The 18,962-nt window shown below is 73.9% G+C and carries 16 protein-coding genes; 6 read left to right on the top strand and 10 right to left on the bottom strand.

The genetic code is table 11. From position 1 onward, the window contains the following. Window positions 1-114: 114 nt before the first annotated feature. Window positions 115-810 (bottom strand): hypothetical protein, encoded by a 696-nt coding sequence (locus G3I54_RS27985; RefSeq protein WP_164618357.1) that lies wholly within the window; start codon window positions 808-810, stop codon window positions 115-117. A gap of 151 nt (window positions 811-961) precedes the next feature. Here G3I54_RS27985 and G3I54_RS27980 point away from each other — a divergent pair, with 151 nt between their 5' ends. The 3 genes from G3I54_RS27980 to G3I54_RS27970 all read left to right on the top strand — a co-directional run bounded on the left by G3I54_RS27980 (window position 962) and on the right by G3I54_RS27970 (window position 3,533). Continuing rightward, the gene (locus G3I54_RS27980) at window positions 962-1,711 is read left to right on the top strand and encodes a 5-oxoprolinase subunit PxpA (RefSeq protein ID WP_164618565.1); all 750 of its coding nucleotides are present in this window, start codon (window positions 962-964) and stop codon (window positions 1,709-1,711) included. Between the two features lie 86 nt (window positions 1,712-1,797). Beyond that, entirely contained in the window at window positions 1,798-2,568 is a 771-nt protein-coding gene (locus G3I54_RS27975; RefSeq protein WP_239144620.1) for an allophanate hydrolase subunit 1, read from the top strand. Window positions 2,569-2,588: 20 nt separating this feature from the next. After that, entirely contained in the window at window positions 2,589-3,533 is a 945-nt protein-coding gene (locus G3I54_RS27970; protein ID WP_239144610.1) for a biotin-dependent carboxyltransferase family protein, read from the top strand. 52 nt (window positions 3,534-3,585) lie between these two features. Here G3I54_RS27970 and G3I54_RS27965 read toward each other — a convergent pair whose 3' ends face one another. Further along, window positions 3,586-5,916: a heavy metal translocating P-type ATPase gene (locus tag G3I54_RS27965; RefSeq protein ID WP_343240442.1), complete on the bottom strand. Its 2,331-nt coding sequence runs from the start codon at window positions 5,914-5,916 to the stop codon at window positions 3,586-3,588. 273 nt (window positions 5,917-6,189) lie between these two features. Here G3I54_RS27965 and G3I54_RS27960 point away from each other — a divergent pair, with 273 nt between their 5' ends. Beyond that, on the top strand, window positions 6,190-6,879 hold the full coding sequence (locus G3I54_RS27960) for a copper homeostasis protein CutC (protein WP_164618353.1): 690 nt from the start codon (window positions 6,190-6,192) through the stop codon (window positions 6,877-6,879). 59 nt (window positions 6,880-6,938) lie between these two features. Here G3I54_RS27960 and G3I54_RS27955 read toward each other — a convergent pair whose 3' ends face one another. After that, window positions 6,939-9,047 carry an ATP-binding domain-containing protein gene (locus G3I54_RS27955; RefSeq protein ID WP_164618351.1) on the bottom strand — a complete coding sequence of 703 codons (2,109 nt, stop codon included), beginning with the start codon at window positions 9,045-9,047 and terminating at the stop codon, window positions 6,939-6,941. Window positions 9,048-9,420: 373 nt separating this feature from the next. On the opposite strand from G3I54_RS27955, the gene G3I54_RS27950 reads away from it, so the two are divergent. Continuing rightward, a complete protein-coding gene (locus G3I54_RS27950; protein ID WP_086780261.1) occupies window positions 9,421-9,612 on the top strand; it encodes a hypothetical protein in 192 nt (63 codons plus the stop codon). A gap of 71 nt (window positions 9,613-9,683) precedes the next feature. Here the strand turns inward: G3I54_RS27950 and G3I54_RS27945 are convergent, their stop codons facing one another. The 7 genes from G3I54_RS27945 to G3I54_RS39775 form a co-directional block, all read right to left on the bottom strand. Beyond that, window positions 9,684-10,769, bottom strand: coding sequence for a peptidase C39 family protein (locus tag G3I54_RS27945; protein ID WP_164618349.1), 1,086 nt, complete (start codon window positions 10,767-10,769; stop codon window positions 9,684-9,686). Further along, on the bottom strand, window positions 10,766-12,934 hold the full coding sequence (locus G3I54_RS27940; RefSeq protein ID WP_343240441.1) for an iron ABC transporter permease: 2,169 nt from the start codon (window positions 12,932-12,934) through the stop codon (window positions 10,766-10,768). Before G3I54_RS27940 ends, G3I54_RS27945 begins: the two co-directional genes overlap by 4 nt. Beyond that, window positions 12,931-13,998: an iron-siderophore ABC transporter substrate-binding protein gene (locus tag G3I54_RS27935; protein WP_164618347.1), complete on the bottom strand. Its 1,068-nt coding sequence runs from the start codon at window positions 13,996-13,998 to the stop codon at window positions 12,931-12,933. The genes G3I54_RS27940 and G3I54_RS27935 overlap by 4 nt, the downstream gene beginning before the upstream one ends. Before the next feature lie 73 nt (window positions 13,999-14,071). Further along, a complete protein-coding gene (locus G3I54_RS27930) occupies window positions 14,072-14,953 on the bottom strand; it encodes an ABC transporter ATP-binding protein (protein WP_164618345.1) in 882 nt (293 codons plus the stop codon). Between the two features lie 168 nt (window positions 14,954-15,121). Further along, window positions 15,122-16,036 carry an AraC family transcriptional regulator gene (locus G3I54_RS27925; protein ID WP_164618342.1) on the bottom strand — a complete coding sequence of 305 codons (915 nt, stop codon included), beginning with the start codon at window positions 16,034-16,036 and terminating at the stop codon, window positions 15,122-15,124. A gap of 57 nt (window positions 16,037-16,093) precedes the next feature. Further along, window positions 16,094-17,737 carry a DNA repair helicase XPB gene (locus tag G3I54_RS27920; RefSeq protein ID WP_164618340.1) on the bottom strand — a complete coding sequence of 548 codons (1,644 nt, stop codon included), beginning with the start codon at window positions 17,735-17,737 and terminating at the stop codon, window positions 16,094-16,096. A 254-nt stretch (window positions 17,738-17,991) separates the two neighbouring features. Beyond that, window positions 17,992-18,309 carry a hypothetical protein gene (locus G3I54_RS39775; RefSeq protein WP_239144609.1) on the bottom strand — a complete coding sequence of 106 codons (318 nt, stop codon included), beginning with the start codon at window positions 18,307-18,309 and terminating at the stop codon, window positions 17,992-17,994. A gap of 96 nt (window positions 18,310-18,405) precedes the next feature. On the opposite strand from G3I54_RS39775, the gene G3I54_RS39770 reads away from it, so the two are divergent. After that, a complete protein-coding gene (locus G3I54_RS39770; protein WP_239144608.1) occupies window positions 18,406-18,954 on the top strand; it encodes a hypothetical protein in 549 nt (182 codons plus the stop codon). Window positions 18,955-18,962 lie beyond the last annotated feature (8 nt).

The raw sequence follows: 18,962 nt of genomic DNA, 5'->3' as shown, positions 1-18,962 counted from the left end.
CTGCGATGCGAGACGTTAGCGCTCGCCGGGGTTCACCGGTCGGGCCAGGGCTCTACCGGGACGACACCGTGAACGAACCGGAACATTCGCGGGCTCCGGCCGCCCCGCACGCGGTCAGCCCGTGCTCGTGCCGGCCGAAGTCAGCAGCTCCAGCTCCGTCGTCAGGTTGTGCCGCGCCCGCGCCTCCCACTCCGCCGCACCGTACGGCGTACGGAACAGCCGGGGCAGGTCGAGGAGTTGCCGCAGCACCGCCGCCCGGCCCGCCCGGAACGCCTCGTCGGGCACGAAGCCGTACTCCTCCCGGACCTGGGCCGCGTAGATCCCGTACGCCTGCGGGCCGCCGGCCAGGATCGCGAGGTCGGCGTCGCACAGCACCTCGCCGTTGCGGTCGCCCTCCGCCGGGTCGTGCGTGACGGTGAGGCGGACCAGCCGGGCGACCTCCGCGGTCACCGCGTCCGGCACCCCCGCCTCGGGCAGCGCCCGCTCGGCGAGGGCGGCGCTGCGCTCCTCGTTCTCGCTGCGGTCGGGCCGGTACACCGCGTCGTGGAACCAGGCGGCGAGGCGTACCGCGTGCACATCGTCGGCGTGGCCGGCCAGGGCGTCGATGCCGTCCAGGACGGTGATCAGGTGGGCGGTCGTGTGGTAGCGGCGCTGCGGCTCGGCCCAGCGGGCGAGGAGGTTCTCGGCGTACGGGAGCGGGTCGGGTCCGTCCGCCCCGGCACGCGCGGCCAGCAGTGTGTCGTGCCAGCGGCGCCGGAGGCCGGCGTCGTCACGGGAAGCGGCTTCGTGCGGGCGGGGGCTGTCCGTCATGGGGGCGACTTTAGACGCCCTCCGGGGGCGGGCGAGCCGGGCCCGTGGCGTCACCGGTACCGCCCCCGTACCGCCCTCGTACCGGCCCGTACCGCCCTCCGGACCGCCCCTTGTCGCTCCGCTGAACTGTCATTACCGTGCGCCCGTGATGATGGATCTCAACGCGGACCTCGGCGAGGGCTTCGGCAACTGGACCCTGACCGACGACGACGCGCTCCTCGCCTGTGTCACGAGCGCCAACGTGGCCTGCGGCTTCCACGCGGGCGACGCCTCCGTCATGCGGCGGGTCTGCGATGCGGCGGCGGCCGGCGGGGTACGGATCGGGGCGCAGGTCTCCTACCGGGACCTGGCCGGGTTCGGCCGCCGGTCGATGGATGTGCCGGCCGCCGAGCTGACCGCCGAGATCGCCTACCAGATAGGCGCGTTGCGGGTCTTCGCGGAGTCCGCCGGGTCCGTCGTCTCGTACGTCAAACCGCACGGCGCGCTCTACAACCGGGCCGTCTGGGACGACGACCAGGCCGCCGCCGTCGTCGCGGGCGTCCGGCTCGCGGGCGGGAACCTGGCGATGCTCGGGCTGCCCGGGTCGCGGCTGCTCGCCCACGCGGCCGACGCCGGACTGCCCGCCGTGGAGGAGGCCTTCGCCGACCGCGCGTACACCCCGCAGGGCACCCTCGTACCGCGCGGTGAACCGGGTGCGGTGGTGCACGACGCGGACGACGTCGTACGCCGGAGCGTCGGCATGGCCGTCGAGCGGGCCGTGACCGGGTCCGACGGCAGCCGGATACCCGTCTCGGCGCGCTCGCTCTGCGTCCACGGCGACACCCCGGGCGCGGCGGCCCTCGCGCGCCGGGTGCGGGCCGCGCTGGAGGAAGCGGGCGTCGCGGTACGGGCGTTCGTGTGAACGGCCCGGGCGGTACGGGGACGAGTAGGGGTACGGGTTCGGGGGCGGGGACGAGCAGGGGTACGGGTTCGGGCGGCGTACGCGTCCTGCCCGCCGGGCCGCACGCGCTGCTCGTCGAGCTGGCCGACGGCGAGCACGCCGAGGCCTTCCACGCCGAACTGCTCCGCCGCCGCGAGCGCGGTGAACTCCCCGCCGTACGCGAGATCGTCCCGGCCGCCCGGACCGTCCTGCTCGACGGGATCGAGGAGAGTACGCCCGGAGCGCGGGACCGGTTCGCCCGGGAGCTGGTCTCCTGGCGGATACCGCCGCCGCGTCGGGCGGGCGGCGACACGGTGGAGATCCCCGTCGTCTACGACGGCCCCGATCTGGACGAGGTCGCCGCGCTCTGGGGCGTCCCGGCCGCCGAGGTGGGCGTCGTGCACTCCCGCACCGCGTTCCGGGTGGCGTTCTGCGGGTTCGCCCCCGGGTTCGGCTACCTCACCGGGCTGCCCGAGCCGTTGCACGTGCCCCGGCGCACGACCCCGCGCACCCGGGTCCCGGCCGGGGCGGTGGCCCTCGCCGGGCCCTACACCGGGGTGTACCCGCGCCCCTCGCCCGGCGGCTGGCAGATCATCGGGCGGACGCCGGACCCGGGCGCGCTGTGGAACCCGGGCCGGGAACGGGCGGCGCTGCTGGAGCCGGGTGCGCCGGTGAGGTTCGTGGCGGTGGAGGAGGGCGCCGGTGGTGTGGTGCCGAGTCCTCGGGCGGCGGGCGGGGGCGGTGTGGTGCCGAGTCCTCCGGCGGCGGGCGGGACCGGCGGGTTCCCGAGCTCTCCAGCAACCGGCGGGTTCCCGAGTCCTCCGGCGGCGGGCGCATGAGGCCGCCCCACGCCACCGGAATGCCCCACGCCACCGGCGCGCCCCACGCCACCGGCGCGCCCCACGCCACCGGCGCGCCCCACGCCACCGGCCGCTCGCCCGTCTCCTCCCGCCTGTACGTCGTCCGGGCCGGGGCGTTGACCACCGTGCAGGACGCGGGCCGGCCCGGCTGGGCGCATCTCGGGGTCGGGCGTGCCGGGTTTCTGGACGCGCCCGCCGCCCGGCTGGCCAACCGGCTGCTGGGCAATCCGCCGGACGCCGCCGTCCTGGAGACCACGCTCACCGGGTGCGCGGTCCGCCCGGACCGGCCGGTCGTGGCCGTCGTCGGCGGGGCGGGCTGCCGGGTGACGGTCGACGGGCGGCCGGTGGCGTGGGGCGCGCCGGTGCGGGTGCCCGCGGGTGCGGTGCTGGACGCGGGCCCCGCCGGGACCGGACTCCGGAGCTACCTGGCGTTCGCGGGCGGGCTGGTGCCGGAAGCGGTGCTGGGCAGCCGTTCGGCGGACCTTCTCTCGGGGCTCGGCCCCGCCCCGCTGAGCGAGGGCGACGAACTCCCGCTGGGCGAACAGGCGTCGGGCGCTCCGCCGCCGCCCGCCGGGCCCGTTCCCTGGCCGGGCGCCCCCACCGAGCTGGTGCTCCCGGTCCACCCCGGGCCCCGGCACGACTGGTTCACCGAGGCCGCGCTCCGTACGCTCCTCACCGCCGCCTACCGGGTCTCGCCGGACAGCAACCGCATCGGGCTGCGGACGGAGGGCCCGGCGCTGGAGCGGTCCCGTACGGGCGAACTGCCCAGCGAGGGCATGGTGCTGGGCGCGATCCAGGTGCCTCCGGACGGCCGGCCCGTGGTCTTCCTCAACGACCATCCGACGACCGGCGGTTACCCGGTCGTCGGCGTCGTCCCCGAACCGTCCCTCGCCGCGGCGGCGCAGGCGGTGCCGGGAACCGGGCTGCGTTTCGTACGTGCCTGAGCGCGGCGGGACCGAGTGGCCCCCGCCGCGCTCAGGTTCCGCACCCAGGGCCTCACGCGCCCTTGAAGGTGCGCAGCCGCAGGGAGTTGCCGACCACGAAGACGGAGGAGAACGCCATCGCGGCCCCGGCGATCATCGGGTTGAGGAGTCCGGCGGCGGCCAGCGGGAGGGCGGCGACGTTGTAGGCGAAGGCCCAGAAGAGGTTGGTACGGATGGTGGAGAGGGTGCGGCGGGAGAGGCGGATCGCGTCGGCGGCGGCGTTGAGGTCGCCACGGACGAGAGTCAGGTCGCTCGCCTCGATGGCGGCGTCGGTGCCCGTGCCCATCGCGAGGCCCAGGTCGGCCTGGGCGAGGGCGGCGGCGTCGTTGACCCCGTCCCCGACCATCGCGACCGAACGGCCCTCTGCCTGAAGGCGCTTGACCACATCGACCTTGTCCTGCGGCATGACCTCCGCGTACACCTCGTCGATGCCGACCTCGGCGGCCACGGCCTCCGCCACGGCCCGGTTGTCGCCGGTGAGGAGGATCGGGGTGAGGCCGAGGTCACGGAGCCGGCGGACGGCCTCGGCGCTGGTGTCCTTCACCGCGTCGGCGACCTCCAGCACCGCGCGCGCCTCGCCGTCCCAGGCGACGGTGATCGCGGTACGCCCGGCCGCCTCGGCGGCCTTCTTCGCCTCGGCGAGGTGGGCGGGGAGCCGGATCTCCCACTCGGCCAGCAGCTGTTCGCGCCCGACGAGGACGGCGTGGCCCTCGACGATGCCCTGGACGCCGAGTCCGGGGACGTTCTGGAAGTCCTCGGGGGTGGGCAGCGGGCCGGTGGCGTCGGTCGCGGCGGTGGCCACGGCCTGGGCGATGGGGTGTTCGGAGGAGTTCTCCAACGCGCCCGCCAGCCGCAGCACTTCGGCCTCGGTGGTGGTGTCCGCGGTGTGGGTGGTCTGGAGGGTCATGCGGCCGGTGGTGACGGTGCCGGTCTTGTCGAGGACGATGGTGTCGGCTCGGCGGGTGGTCTCCAGGACCTCAGGACCTTTGATGAGGATGCCGAGTTGGGCGCCGCGGCCGGTGCCGACCATGAGGGCGGTGGGTGTGGCGAGGCCGAGGGCGCAGGGGCAGGCGATGATGAGGACGGCGACGGCTGCGGTGAAGGCTGCGGTGAGTCCGGCGTTGTTGCCGAGCCAGAAGCCGAGGGTGGCGAGGGCGAGGGCGATGACGATGGGGACGAAGACGGCGGAGATGCGGTCGGCGAGGCGCTGGGCCGACGCCTTTCCGTTCTGGGCGTCTTCGACGAGGCGGGCCATGCGGGCGAGTTGGGTGTCGGAGCCGACGCGGGTGGCTTCGACGAGGAGGCGTCCGCCGGCGTTGAGGGTGGCGCCGGTGACGGTGTCGCCGGTGGTGACCTCGATGGGTACGGACTCGCCGGTGAGCATCGAGGCGTCCACGGCGGAGGAGCCCTCGACCACGGTCCCGTCCGTCGCGATCTTCTCCCCGGGACGGACCAGGAAGCGGTCTCCGACCTGCAACGCGGCGGTCGGGATCGTCGTCTCGACGCCGTCGCGCAGGACCGTGACCTCCTTCGCCCCCAGCTCCATCAGCGCCTTCAGCGCCGCCCCGGCCTTCCGCTTGGAACGTGCCTCGAAGTAGCGCCCGGCGAGGATGAACGCCGTCACCCCGGCCGCGGCCTCCAGGTAGATGTTCCCGGCGCCGTCGCTGCGGGCGATGGTCAGCTCGAAGGGGTGCGTCATCCCGACCATGCCCGCGGTCCCGAAGAACAGCGCCCACAACGACCACAGGAACGCGGCCGACGTGCCGACGGAGATCAGCGTGTCCATCGTCGCCGCGCCGTGCTTCGCGTTGGTCCAGGCGGCCCGGTGGAACGGCCAGGCAGCGTAGGTGACGACTGGTGCGGCCAGCGTCAGGGAGAGCCACTGCCAGTAGTCGAACTGGAGCGCCGGGACCATCGCCATCGCGATCACCGGGACGGACAGGAGTACGGCGGTGACCAGGCGCTGGCGCAGGGTGGTGAGCCCGTCGTCGTCCGCGCCCTCCGCCGCCGAACCCGCCAGGCCGGCCGCGCCCGCCGTCTCCGTACCGTTGCTCCCGGAGGAGGCGGGCGGCGCGGGTGGTGCGGGTGGCCGGGCGGTGTAGCCGGTGGCCTCGACGGTCGCGATCAGGTCGTCGACGGACACGTCGGCGCCCAGGTAGGTGACCTTCGCCTTCTCGGTGGCGTAGTTCACGGTGGCCTCGACGCCGTCCATCCGGTTGAGCTTCTTCTCGATACGGGCCGCGCACGAAGCGCAGGTCATCCCGCCGATCGCGAGCTCGACCGCGGTGGCGCCGGCGTCGGAGCCGGCGGCGGTACTGGCGGTGGTGGCGGAGTGCGCGGACACGGGGTCCTCCCTGGAGCCGTCCTAATACCCCTAGGGGGTATCTCTTTCTCTCCCCATATATACCCCCCGCCCCTATGAAGTGCAAGGTGTGACGGAAGGGGTTGCCGCAGGGATGTCGAAGGGCTGTCGAAGGGGCGGGTCACTCGTTCGCGGGGTCGGCTCGCGCGCCGCCGCGGTCGTGCGTTGAGATAGAGGGCTGGGCTGTCCGTCTACCGACCCGTAGGCTGGCCATTGGACTAGACCTATAGCTGTGTATCGGAGGAATGGGGACCCATGAGCAACCGTGCAGTCCTGGAGGTGATCGCTCTCGACGCGGAGGACGCGGTCGCTGCCCAGGCCGGTGGTGCAGACCGCCTCGAACTGGTCACCGACATGGCCGCCGACGGTCTGACACCGTCACGGGAGACCTTCACGGCGATCAGGTCCGCCGTGGACATCCCGCTGCGCGTGATGCTCAGGGTGGCGGACGGCTTCGCCGCCGGTGACATCGATGTACTGGTCGGCAAGGCCCGCGAGATGCGGGAGGCGGGGGCCGACGAGTTCGTGCTCGGCTTCCTCGACGAGGAGGGCCACCCCGACCTCGTCGCCGTCGAACGGCTCGTCGCCGAACTGGACGGCTGCCGGTGGACGTTCCACCGGGCGATCGACCGGGCCGCCGACCGCGACGCCCTGCGCAAGCAGCTCGCGGACCTGCCCGGGCTCGACACGTTCCTCACGGCGGGTTCGGCGGCCGGGGTGGACGCCGGCATCCCGACGCTCCTGGCCGAGGCGGCCCGTACCGGCGAGCCCGGATACGAGGCGCAGGTCCTGGTCGGCGGCGGGCTCCACCTGCACCACCTGCCGCAGCTGCTCGCGGCGGGGATCGACGCGTTCCACATCGGCGGCGCGGCCCGGCCCCGGGGCTGGTCGGCGCCGGTGGACGCGGCAGCGGTACGGGAGTGGCGCGAGGCGCTGGACGCCTGAGGCCTGATCGGGGGCGGGGGTGATTGGAAACAATTGTTTCCACTCCCCGCCCCCGGGCCCTACGCCTGAACCAGCACCTCCGGCAACGGGGCCGCGTGCAGCACGGTCAGCCCCGACACCGCACGGGTCAGCGCCACGTACAGCCGCCGCAGCCCGGTCCGCTCATCCGGTTCGCCGTCGACCACGGCCGCCGGTTCGTCGAGCACCACGTAGTCGTACTCCAGGCCCTTGGCGAGCGACGCGGGCACCAGCGTCAGCCGGGACGCGGCGGTCGTCTCCTCACCGGGGGAGAGATACGCGTGGCCCGCCGCCGTCAGGGCCGCGCCCAGCGCCGGGATCCGGGCGTCGGCGGCGATCAGCCCGATCGACCCCTCGTGGCCGAGCGACTCCTCGCAGGCGGCGACGACGGCGGAATCCAGCACATCGGCCGCGTTCAGCCCCTCCGCCGACGCCACCTCCCGTACGACCAGGGAGCCCGGCGACTCACGCACCGACTCCACCGCCGCAAGACCCGGCGAGATCGCGGGCAGCAGCCGGGAGGCGTACGCGATGACCTCGCGCGGCACACGGAAACCGGCCGTCAGCTCCTCCACCACCGCGTCCGCCTTGCCCAGGTGGAACAGCGCCTCGCCCCAGCTCTCCGTGGACCACGGCGTCGTCCCCTGCGCGAGGTCGCCGAGGACGGTGGCCGAACCGGTCGAGCAGCGCCGCCCCACCGCCCGGTACTGCATGGGGGAGAGGTCCTGCGCCTCGTCGAGCACGACATGGCCGAGCGAGTGCGTACGGGCGATCAGGTCGCCCGCCTCGTCGATCAGCACGGCGTCCGCCGCCGACCACTTCGCGGACTTCACACTGCGGGCGGGCTTCGCCCACAGCAGCCGCTTCTGCTCGTCCTCGCTCAGCAGGCCTTCCGCGTGCGCGGCCAGGAACTCCGCGTCGGAGAGCAGCCGCAGCACCAGCTTCGCCGGGTCCACGGCGGGCCAGACCGCCTTGACGGCCGCCTTCACGGCGGGGTTGCGGGCCACGGCGTTCTGCACCCGGTCGTCGGGCGCCTCCCCGGCCTCCTCCATCCGTACGAGGACGGCGTGCGCGATCCGCTGCGGCAGCGCCTCGTGCGCCGCCCCGTACCGCATGTCGCGGGCCAGCAGCTCGTCGACCATCTCCTGGATCTCGTACACCGGCACCCGCCAGCGCCGGGACCCGCGCACCACGACGACGGGCTCGGCGGGGGCGGTCACATGGGAGCGGATGGCCCGCCGCAGCACCTCGGCCATGCGGGCGTCGCCCTTGACGACGGCGGTGGCCGCCTCGTCCTCGCCCCGGACCTCGACGCCGGTGCGCACCAGGTCGTCGACGGTGGCCTGCTTCACCTCCAGCTCGCCGAGGGCGGGCAGGACCTGCTCGATGTAGTGCAGGAAGGAACGGTTCGGCCCGATGACGAGGGTGCCGGTGCGGGCGAGCCGCTCGCGGTGCGCGTAGAGGAGGAACGCGACGCGGTGCAGACCGACGGCGGTCTTCCCGGTGCCGGGCCCGCCCTGCACGCAGACGGTGCCGCCGAGGCCGCTGCGGACGATCTCGTCCTGCTCGGGCTGGATGGTGGCGACGATGTCGCGCATCGGGCCGACGCGCGGCCGCTCGATCTCCGCCTGGAGGAGCCGGCTGGTGTGCTCGGCCCCGGGGCCGTCCTCGGCGGGGTCGGTGAGGTGCTCGTCCTCGTACGCGGTCAGCTCGCCGGCCGTGTAGCCGAAGCGGCGGCGGAGCCCGACGTCCTGGGGGTTCTTCCGGGACGCCTGGTAGTACGGCTGGGAGACCGGCGCACGCCAGTCGATGACCATCGGGTCGCCGGCGGCGTCGTGGACATGGCGGCGGCCGATGTAGAACCGCTCGCCGTCCGCCCCCTCGGCCAGCTCGCCGCCGACGGCGTGCAGATAGTCGAGGCGGCCGAAGAACAGCGGGGTGTGCGAGAGATCGGCGAGCGCCTTGATGCGGTCGTCGATCTGGGACTGGAGCACTTCGGCGTTGACCCAGTTCGCGGTGACATCGCGGATGTCGAGGGCCTGGACGTCCTCGCGCATCCCGCGCAGTGCGGCGCGGGACGCGGCGAGATGGGCGCGTTCGTGCGCCAGGGGATCGAGGGTGGAATCGCTTTCTGCTACGTGCGCGGGCACGGTGATGCCTCCGGCTCTTCAACGCAGGACGGCGGACCGCGCGCCGGTACCGGCTGGGGCCGGAGCAGGGCGGTCCGCTCGGAAGGTTGGTTCGCGTGGTTGTCGGCCGGTTTCCGTCCGGCCGGCGGCGCTCCCCCGGCTGCCGGCAACGAAAGGCCGGTACCACGGTTCGGGAGGCGGGCAGACCGGCGATTGTAGCCACAGGGCGGGGCGCGGTCGAAACGGAATACGGGCTCCGCCGGAGGTGGCGGTGCCAGGGGTACCCGTAGGGGACGTCGGGCCCCGGCATGGCACCGCAGACCTACGCGCCCGCTCACGGGGTTCCGTCTGCGGGCCGACGCGCCCGAACGGGTGACGGGAGCACCATGGATACATGAGCACAGCCACCCTGAACCCACGCACGACCGGCCCCGCGCACGGCGCGACCGCGGCGACCGGTGACCACCGACCCCACCGCGTCGGCGACGCGCTGCGCGCCGTGAAGGTGTTCGTGACGACGGCGTTCGGCGTCGTCGTCCTGGGGGAGTACGCGGAAGAGGCGGGCGTCGTCGGCCGCGGCCGCTGACCGTCCCGCGAACCGCCGGGCCGCCGCCCGGGCTGCCCCCGCCCCGGGCTCCTTGTCACCGCCGCCGGACCTCAGCCGCGTCCGATGAGCACGGCGCCCCGCACCCGCTCCTGCCCGAGCAGCGACATCGCGTCGAGCGACGCGTCGGGAACGGGCAGCAGATGGGCGTCGACCCAGGTCTCTCCCGCCGCCGCGTTGAACCACGGATCCTCCAGCACCACCGCACCCGGGACCACCCCGTGGCACAGCACCCAGTGCGGTACGTCGAACCCCTGCATGGTGGTCAGCGAGACGAGCAGCAGCACGTGCTGCCGCCGCCGGCCGATCGCCTCCCGCAGCCCGGTCAGGGACAGCCGCCGACTGCTGACCGGCACCCCGGACCGCCGCGCGTCCGACCGTGACGCCCGCTGGAGCACCGCCCGCCACTCCCGCTCGCTCCCGGACAGATGGTCCAGCAGCACGGGCTCGTCCGTGTCGAGGAAGACCTCGACCGACGCCGTCGGCCACCGGCGGCGGACCGCGACCCCGAGCCCCACGGGCTCGCACGCGGGGAAGTTGGTCGCGTCCCGCCAGAGCGTCAGCTCCGCCTCGCGGTCGAGGGCATGCCAGGGCTCCACGCCTGCCCGGACCTGGGCGAGCAGGGCGGTGACGGCCCCGCAGGTGAAGTGGGTGCTCTGCCGGTAGTACGGCGGCGGCTCCGCGATGCCGTCCCCGGCCGTCCACCGCACATACCCGGACCCGGGCCCGGCCGGCTCGTCCGCCTCCTCCCGCCCGTGCGTGAGCGGCAGCCGCAGCGGAGCGAACCCGGCGGCCGCCGCGTCCTCGGCGCTCACCGTCCAGCCCTCCCAGGCGACCTGGGCGAGGCCCTGCTCGTCCGCGTACGAGACGACCGCGTCGACCGCCGCGGGTATGTCCCCCACGGCATCGACGATCTTCACGTAGGCGGTGCCGGGCCGCGCGGTCACCAGCGCGGCAGCCGACCAGCCGTCGCGGTCACCGCCGCCGTCGCCGCTGTCGGGAACGGCCACCAGGCGCGGAGCGTGCGGTGACCGGTCCACCGCGCCCCAGCGCTCCAGGATGTCGGGGCGGGCGATCCGCCGCAGCGCCTGTGGCCACGAGGTGGGGTCGTACGGGAGCACGGCGTACGCCGACGTCATGCGCGGGACCTCCGCAGCAGCCAGACGAAGTAGGGGGCGCCGACCAGGGCGACCATCAGCCCGGCGGGCACCTGGGCCGGGGCGACGACCGTGCGGCCCAGGGTGTCGGCCACACAGACCAGCACCCCGCCCAGCAGCATCGAGACCGGTATCGCGCGGCCGTGCCGGGCACCGACCAGGGACCGGGCGAGGTGCGGGGCGACCAGCCCGACGAAGCCGACGACGCCGATCGCGATCACGCCCAGCGCCGCGAGCACCGCGGCGATCGTGAGCGCGGCGAACCGGGTGCGGGCCGGGCTGACGCCGAGAATGCGCGGGGTGTCCTCGTCGACGGCGAGGAGATCGAGCTGACGGTGCATCGCGAGGAGCAGCGGCAGGGCGAGCAGCAGCCCCACCGCGACCGGTACGACGTCGGAGAACGCGCGCCCGTAGGTCGTGCCCGAGAGCCAGGTGAAGATCTGCGGGGTGTTCCACGGGTCGGCGCGCAGCAGCAGGAAGGTGGAGACGGCGCTGAGCCCGTAACCGCAGCCGATGCCGATCAGGACGAACCGGTCGGGCAGGAAGCCGCCGCGCCAGGCCAGCAGGGCGATCAGCGCGAAGGTGGCGAGCCCGGTCGCGACGGCGGCGGCGATGAGCACCGGCTGTCCGCCGGGCAGGTCCGACGTCACCACGACCACCGCGCCGAGCCCGGCGCCCGAGGTGATGCCGAGCACGCCGGGTTCCGCCAGCGGATTGCGTACCGCGCTCTGCACGGCGCAGCCGGCCAGCCCGAGGGCCGCGCCCGCGAGCACCGCCGCGGCCACCCGGGGCATCCGGTCGTCGAGCGCGCGCCCGACCAGGTCCGGTGCGGTGCCCTGGACCCAGAGCACCAGGTCGCCGGTGCGCAGCCAGAGGCTCCCGGCGAGGATCCCGACGAGCACGGCCCCGGCCAGGAGCACCACCGCGGCGCTCACGACGAGGAGGAACGACCGGCGCGACCGGCTCGCGGCCCGCGCCTGTGGAGGCTGCCGGACCGGCCCCGCGTCCCGGAGGCGGAGCGCGAGGGCCACGATCACGGCGGCCCCGAGCAGCGCGGTCGGCACACCCGTGGGTACGGAGGCGGCCCCCTCCGCGCCGAGCAGCGCGCGCAGCGACGCGTCCGCGAGCAGCACGAGGAGTGCGCCGAGCAGCCCGGCCCCCGGGACGAGCAGGGCGTGCCGGTGCAGTCCCCGGACGCGTACGGCGATCAGCCGGGCCAGCACCGGAGCGCCGAGCCCGACGAAGGCGATGGGGCCCGCGAGCGTCACGGCCGTGCTGGTCAGGAGGACGGCGCAGAGCACGGCGGTCACCCGGGTCGCCCGGATCGGCACGCCGAGGGAGGACGCGGTGTCCTCGCCGAGGCGCAGCACGTCCAGCTTCCGGGAGAGCGCGAGGGCCACGCACAGGACGACGGCGACGAGCGGAAGCGCCCGCGTGGAGGCGTCGATGTTGAGCTGGGCGAGGGAGCCGCTGCCCCAGGCGAAGAGGCCGGTGGTGTTGCGGTCGAACAGGATGAGCAGCATCGCGGTCGCCGCGTCCAGCGCCATCGCCGTCGCCGAACCGGCCAGGACGAGACGGGTGCCGGAGGTGCCCGCCGTACGGCCGGTGAGGGCCAGCACGAGGACCGCCGCGAGCAGCCCGCCCGCGAAGGCGACGGCGCCCGAGGCCCACAGCGGCACGGTGAGCCCGAAGGCGGCGACGCACGACAGCGTGAAGTAGGCCCCGGCGGTGACGGCGAGGGTGTCGGGGGAGGCGAGCGCGTTACGGGTGACGGACTGGAGCAGCGCCCCGGCCGCGCCGAGGGCGAAGCCCACCGCCACGCCCGCGAGCAGCCGGGGCAGCCGGGATCCGGCGACGATGTCCCCGACCGGCACACCGCCGACGTTCTCCCGGGCCCCGCCGACGTACCGGACGATGTCCCACATGCCCGCGCCGGAGGTGCCCTGCGTCAGGTGCCAGAGGCCCACCAGCACGATCGCGGCGGCGAGGAGCACGAGGACGGCGGCCCCGGCGAACGCGCCGCCGGGGCCGGGAGCGGGAGCGGTCCCGGGGGCAGGGGCGGCGGCCGGGGCCGGCGGCGCGTCGGCCGCCGGCCCCGGGAGGGACGCCTTTCCCCGCTCGTGCACACCTGTCGGCGGTGCGCTCACTTCTCGGTGATGGCGTCGACGTACGCGTCGATCGCCTGCTCGCACGAGCGCGGTCCGCCGGCGCCCCAGACCCGCGCGGGGAAGCTGTGCGCGCGGCCTTCCTTCACTGCCGGGAGCGACTTCCAGACCGGGTTCTTCTGCAGCGCCTTCACATAACCGCCCGCGCCTTCGTCGTTGGCGTAGAAGAGGTTGGCCTTGCCCACGCCGGTCAGCCCTTCGACGTCGGTCTGGGCGAGACCGTAGGCGGGGTCGACGCCTCCGTCGCCGTACGCCTTGTTGATGTCGTCGGTCCAGGCGGACTTCATGCCCAGCTCCTCGCCGATCGCGGTGAACAGGGCGCCTTCGCCGTACGGGCGGACGGTGAGGTTGCCGCCCTGGAGCCAGCCGTCGAAGAACAGGAAGTCCTGCGTGGGGAGCTCGGCGTCGGCCACCTTCTTCTTGGCCTCGGCGAGGTGGTCGTCGAACTGCCCGATCACCTGCGCGGCCCGCTCGGTGCGGCCGGTCGCCTCGCCGATCAGGTTGAAGACGTCCCGCACGTTGCCGATCGGGTCCTTGGGGTCGGCTCCGCGGGTGGCGATGACCGGTATGCCCCGCTTCTCCAGCGCGGCCAGGGTCTTGTCCTTGGCGTCGAACGCCTCCACGACGACGAGGTCGGGGTCGGCGGCGGCGAGGGTGTCGAGGTCGGGCTCCTCGCGGGTCCCGATGTCCGTCACGCCCTCGGGCAGCTTCTCCGCGCTGACCCAGGTCCGGTAGCCCTTGGCGTCGGAGACCGCGGCGGGCGTGACGCAGAGCGTGAGGGCGTCCTCGACCTGCTGCCACTCCAGGACCGCGACGCGCTTCGCGGGCTTGTCGAGCTTCACCTTCCGGCCGAGGCTGTCGGTGAGGGTCACCGGCTTCGTCGACGTCGCCGTGGTGTCGTCGGCGCAGTCCTTCGACGCCGGGGCGGCCGAGGACGCCTTGGCGCCGGTCGTGGAGGAGACGTCGGTGGTGCCGCAGGCCGTGGCGGCGAGGGCGAGGGCGAGCCCAGTGGCGGCTGAAGCCGTCAGACGGCGGACGCGGGTCATGAAAGGTCCTCTCGGTCACTGCTGTTCGAGCTGTAGCTCAAGCTGTTGTTCACGCTGCTGTTCAAGCGGGTGCTCACGTTGCTGTGGTCGTTGGCGGGGACGCGGCCGGGGCGGGGTGCCGTCCGACGGGGTCGATGCGGACCCGGCCGGTGCGCGGGTCGACGCCCGCCTCGACGCGGATGTCGTAGACCTCGTGGATGTTCCGCGCGGTGAGGACGTCGGCTGGCGGGCCAGCGGCGTGCACCCGGCCCGCGCGCATGAGGACCAGCGTGTCCGCGACGCGCGCGGCGTGGTCGAGGTCGTGCAGGACGACCCCCACCGCGATCCCGTGGTCCTCGACGAGGTCGCGCACCAGGTCGAGCGTCTCGATCTGGTAGCGCAGGTCGAGGTGGTTCGTGGGCTCGTCGAGCAGCACGACACCGGTGTTCTGGGCCAGGCAGGCGGCGAGCCAGACGCGCTGCATCTCGCCGCCGGAGAGCTCCCCGGCGGGCCGGTCTGCCATGTCCCGTACGCCGGTGGCGTCCATCGCGTACGCGACCGCCGCGCGGTCCTCGGCGGACAGCCCGGCGAACCCGCGCCGGTAGGGGTGACGGCCGAACGCCACGACCTCGGCCACGGTCAGGCCCTGCGGTGCGGCCCTGGACTGGGAGAAGAGGGTGACCTCGCGGGCGAACTCCCGGGCGCTGAGCAGGGACGCGGCGCGCTCGGGCCCGCCGGCCCGGCCGCCGAGCGCCACCTCGCCGTCGTCGACCGGGTGCAGCCGGGCGAGCGACCGGAGCAGCGTCGATTTCCCGCTGCCGTTCGGGCCCACCAGAGCGGTCGCGCGACCGGGCTCCAGGGAGAGCGAGACGCCGTGCACGACCGGTGTCTTTCCGTACCGCAGCACCAGTCGGCGCCCGCTCAGGGAGGTGGCGTCGGCGGATTCGGCCGCGGCGGGGGAAGGGCTGCTGAACATGGAAAGGTCCGGTCCGGTCGCATCGAGGGCGGGGGCGGGGCGCACGGCACCCCGGACGCCGCGCGTCACCGACAGGCCCTGGGACCTGTTGCCGACCACCTGCGGCGGGCAACAACTAAGGGTTGCCTAAGTCCCTGGAAGGCTATATTCCGCCCGGGATGTCGGCAATCAGGAGTTGGCGACAGCCGATACGGCGTTCCGGACACCGGGAATGCCGAGGGGCGCGGCATCGACGGCCGGGGACTCCGCACGCGTAAGGGAGAACGCCCCCGGCGTGGTCCCCATGACCCGCCGGAACGCGGCGATGAAGGTGCTGGTCTGCGCATAGCCCAGCAACAGGGCGACGGTCTGTACGTCGAAGCCCTCGGCGAGCAGCGTCAACGCCCGGTGGACGCGCAGCGCCTGCCGCCACTGGGCGAAGGACAGCCCGGTGGAGCGGCGGAACGCGCGGGCGATCGTACGGTCGCTGGTGCCGAGCGCCCGCGCCCACTCCTCCAGCGACCGGGCGTCGGAGGGGTCCTCCAGCAGGGCCTCGGCGATCATGTCGATCCGGGCGTCACCGGGCAGCTGGAGCGCGAGCTGGCGCTCCGAGGGCAGCAGGACGTCGAAGACGACGGACTCCGCACGCGCCCGGGCCGCCGCGTCGAGATCCGTACGCGCGAGATGGGTCAGCAACGACTCCAGCAGCGGGGTCATGTCGATGGCCGTCGGCCCGTCGAACGCGACCGGCGTGCGCTCGGGCGCGAAGAAGGCGTCGTGGAACGCGACGCCCGCCGTCAGCCGCCCCCCGTGCACCACCCCGGCGGGCATCCACAGCCCCTGCCCCTCGGAGACGGTGAAGACCCGGTCCGCGACCCGGGACATCAGGGTTCCGCCGCGCACCCAGACCAGCTCGTGCAGGGGGTGGGTGTGCGGCTCCCACTCGGTGGGGACACCGGAGACATGGGACTCGGAGATGATCACGAACGGAGCCGAGGCCCCCGCCGGAACGGCCGAGGCCCGGCGCGTCTCGGTGCCGGGCTCACGCGGCCAGGTCCCGAAGCCGGTGACGCCGGCGTCGACGTCAGGAGGGCGCGGGGACATGCGAACGACTGTATCCCGCGCCCTCAGGAGGCCCCTCCGCGCGCCTCTCCGTGCTCGCTAGCTCTCCGCGAGCAGCTCGTCCGCGTCGACGATGCGGTACGCGTACCCCTGCTCGGCCAGGAACCGCTGGCGGTGCGCCGCGAAGTCCTGGTCGATGGTGTCCCGGGCGACGACCGAGTAGAACCGGGCCTCGTGCCCGTCGGCCTTCGGCCGCAGGACGCGGCCCAGCCGCTGCGCCTCCTCCTGGCGTGACCCGAAGGTTCCGGAGACCTGGATGGCCACGGTGGCTTCCGGCAGGTCGATGGAGAAGTTGGCGACCTTGGAGACGACGAGGACGCTGATCTCGCCCTGGCGGAACGCCTCGAAGAGCTTCTCGCGCTGGGCGTTGCTGGTCTCGCCCTTGATGACGGGCGCGTCCAGGTGTTCCCCCAGCTCGTCGAGCTGGTCGATGTACTGCCCGATGACGAGGGTCTGCTCGCCCTGGTGCTTGCGTACCAGCGCCTCGGTGACCTTCCGCTTGGTCGCGGTGGTCGCGCAGAACCGGTACTTCTCCTCCGTCTCGGCGGTCGCGTACGCGAGCCGCTCGGAGTCGGTGAGGTTGACCCGCACCTCCACGCAGTCGGCGGGCGCGATGTAGCCCTGCGCCTCGATCTCCTTCCACGGGGCGTCGAACCGCTTCGGGCCGATGAGCGAGAACACATCCGACTCCCGCCCGTCCTCCCGCACCAGGGTCGCGGTGAGACCCAGCCGCCGCCGGGCCTGGAGGTCGGCGGTGAACTTGAAGACGGGCGCGGGCAGCAGGTGCACCTCGTCGTAGACGACGAGCCCCCAGTCGCGGGAGTCGAAGAGCTCCAGGTGCGGGTAGACGCCCTTACGCCGGGTGGTCAGCACCTGGTAGGTGGCGATGGTGACCGGCCGGATCTCCTTGCGGGTCCCGCTGTACTCGCCGATCTCGTCCTCGGTCAGCGAGGTCCGCTTCACCAGCTCGTGCTTCCACTGCCGGGCGGAGACGGTGTTGGTGACGAGGATCAGCGTGGTGGCCTTGGCCTCGGCCATGGCACCGGCCCCCACCAGCGTCTTCCCGGCCCCGCAGGGCAGCACCACAACGCCCGACCCACCGTGCCAGAAGCCCTCAACGGCCTGCTTCTGGTACGGCCGCAGTGCCCAGCCGTCCTCGGCGAGCTCGATCGGATGGGCCTCGCCGTCGACGTAACCGGCAAGGTCCTCGGCGGGCCACCCCAGCTTGAGCAGGGTCTGCTTGACCTGCCCGCGCTCGGAGGGGTGGACGGCCACGGTGTCCGGATCGATGCGGGCCCCGACCAGCGGCTGGACCTTCTTCGACCGGAGGATCTCCTCCAGCACGGGCCGGTCGGTGCTGGTGAGCACGAGCCCGTGCACGGGGTGCTTGGACAGGGTGAGCCGCCCGTACCGCGCCATCGTCTCGGCGATGTCGACCAGGAGCGCGTGCGGCACGGGGTAGCGGGAGTACTCGACCAGGGCGTCGACGACCTGCTCGGCGTCGTGCCCGGCGGCGCGGGCGTTCCACAGCCCGAGCGGGGTGACCCGGTACGTGTGGATGTGCTCGGGCGCACGCTCCAGCTCCGCGAACGGCGCGATGGCACGACGGCAGGCGTCCGCCTGGTCGTGGTCGACCTCGAGGAGCAGCGTCTTGTCGCTCTGGACGATGAGGGGTCCGGTCACGCGCTTCGGCCCTTTCTGCGGGGTGCGGCCACGGATGCGGCCAAACGTCCAGTGTGCCGCATCGCGGGGCGGGGCGGGGTGGTCGTGCGCGGAGGAGGGCAGCGGAGGCGAGCAGGGGAGGGTGGCAGGGGGACGGCAGGAGGCGAGCAGGGGGGTGGCAGGGGCGGCAGGGAGGCCGGATGTGGCCGGTGCCGGGAGACCGGTGGCTGATACAAAGAGGTGGCGTGCCGGCAGGGGGCCGGTACGGGGGAGGGTTACGCGTGTCCCAGCCGTACGACGAGCAGCAGCCGCCGACGCCATCGGGGGCTCAGCCACCGCAGCCCTTCGGTGCACCACCGCCTCCACCGCTGCCCCCGCAGCCGGGGTACGGCCCACAGCAGCCGGGACCACAGCAGCCGGGTCCGGGGAGCGGTCAGCAGCCGGCCGCCGGAACCGGACACCAGCAGCCGGTCGCCGGGAACCCGTACGCGCAGCCGGTCCAGGACGCACCCCCGCAGGGGTACGGATACGGCGGCGCGCAGCCCGCTCCGTACGGCAGCGGCCAGGCGTACGGGAGCGGCCAACCGCCCCACGGCCCGTACGGAACCCCCGGGGCCGGAGGCTTCCCGCCGCCGCTGCCGGGCCCGCCCCCACCACGCAAGAAGGCGGGGCTCATCGCGGTCGCCGCCGTGCTGGCCGTGGCGGTCATCGGCGGTGGGGTCTGGTTCGCCGTCGACCGGGACAGCGGCGGCGACGAAGCCAAGTCGCCGACGACCGTGGGGACTCCGAGCGCGTCCGGGGCCGACGGGAGCACCGGGGAGAGCCCGGAGGCGACGGACCCGACGGCGGACCCGGCCGAAGAGCCGTCCGTCTCGCCGCCCGCCCGCTCGGACAACCCGCTCGTGCCCCAGCCCACCGGCACCGGGCTCCAGGCGGTGTGGAAGATGCCGGACTCCACGATGCTCGGGCTCGGCGAGGCGTACACCGACGAGCCCGCGAGGATCAACGCGATCTACAGCGTTCGCGACGGGATGGAGTGCAAGGGCCGCTGGCAGGAGGACGAGAGCGGCGACTTCCTGGAGATGGCTCTGCTGTGCGAAGAGGACGGCGTCCGGGTCAAGAGCAAGGACCGGGTCGGCAACCTGCGGCAGAACGGCGACACGTTGACCGTCACATGGAAGAAGGGCGCCACGGGGACGGACACGTTCGAGCGGTTCTCGGACATGAACCCCGACTGACGCCGGTA

It is taken from the genome of Streptomyces sp. SID14515 (assembly GCF_010548505.1).
Taxonomy (GTDB): domain Bacteria; phylum Actinomycetota; class Actinomycetes; order Streptomycetales; family Streptomycetaceae; genus Streptomyces; species Streptomyces caviscabies.
This window is presented reverse-complemented; position numbering and strand designations above follow the sequence as displayed.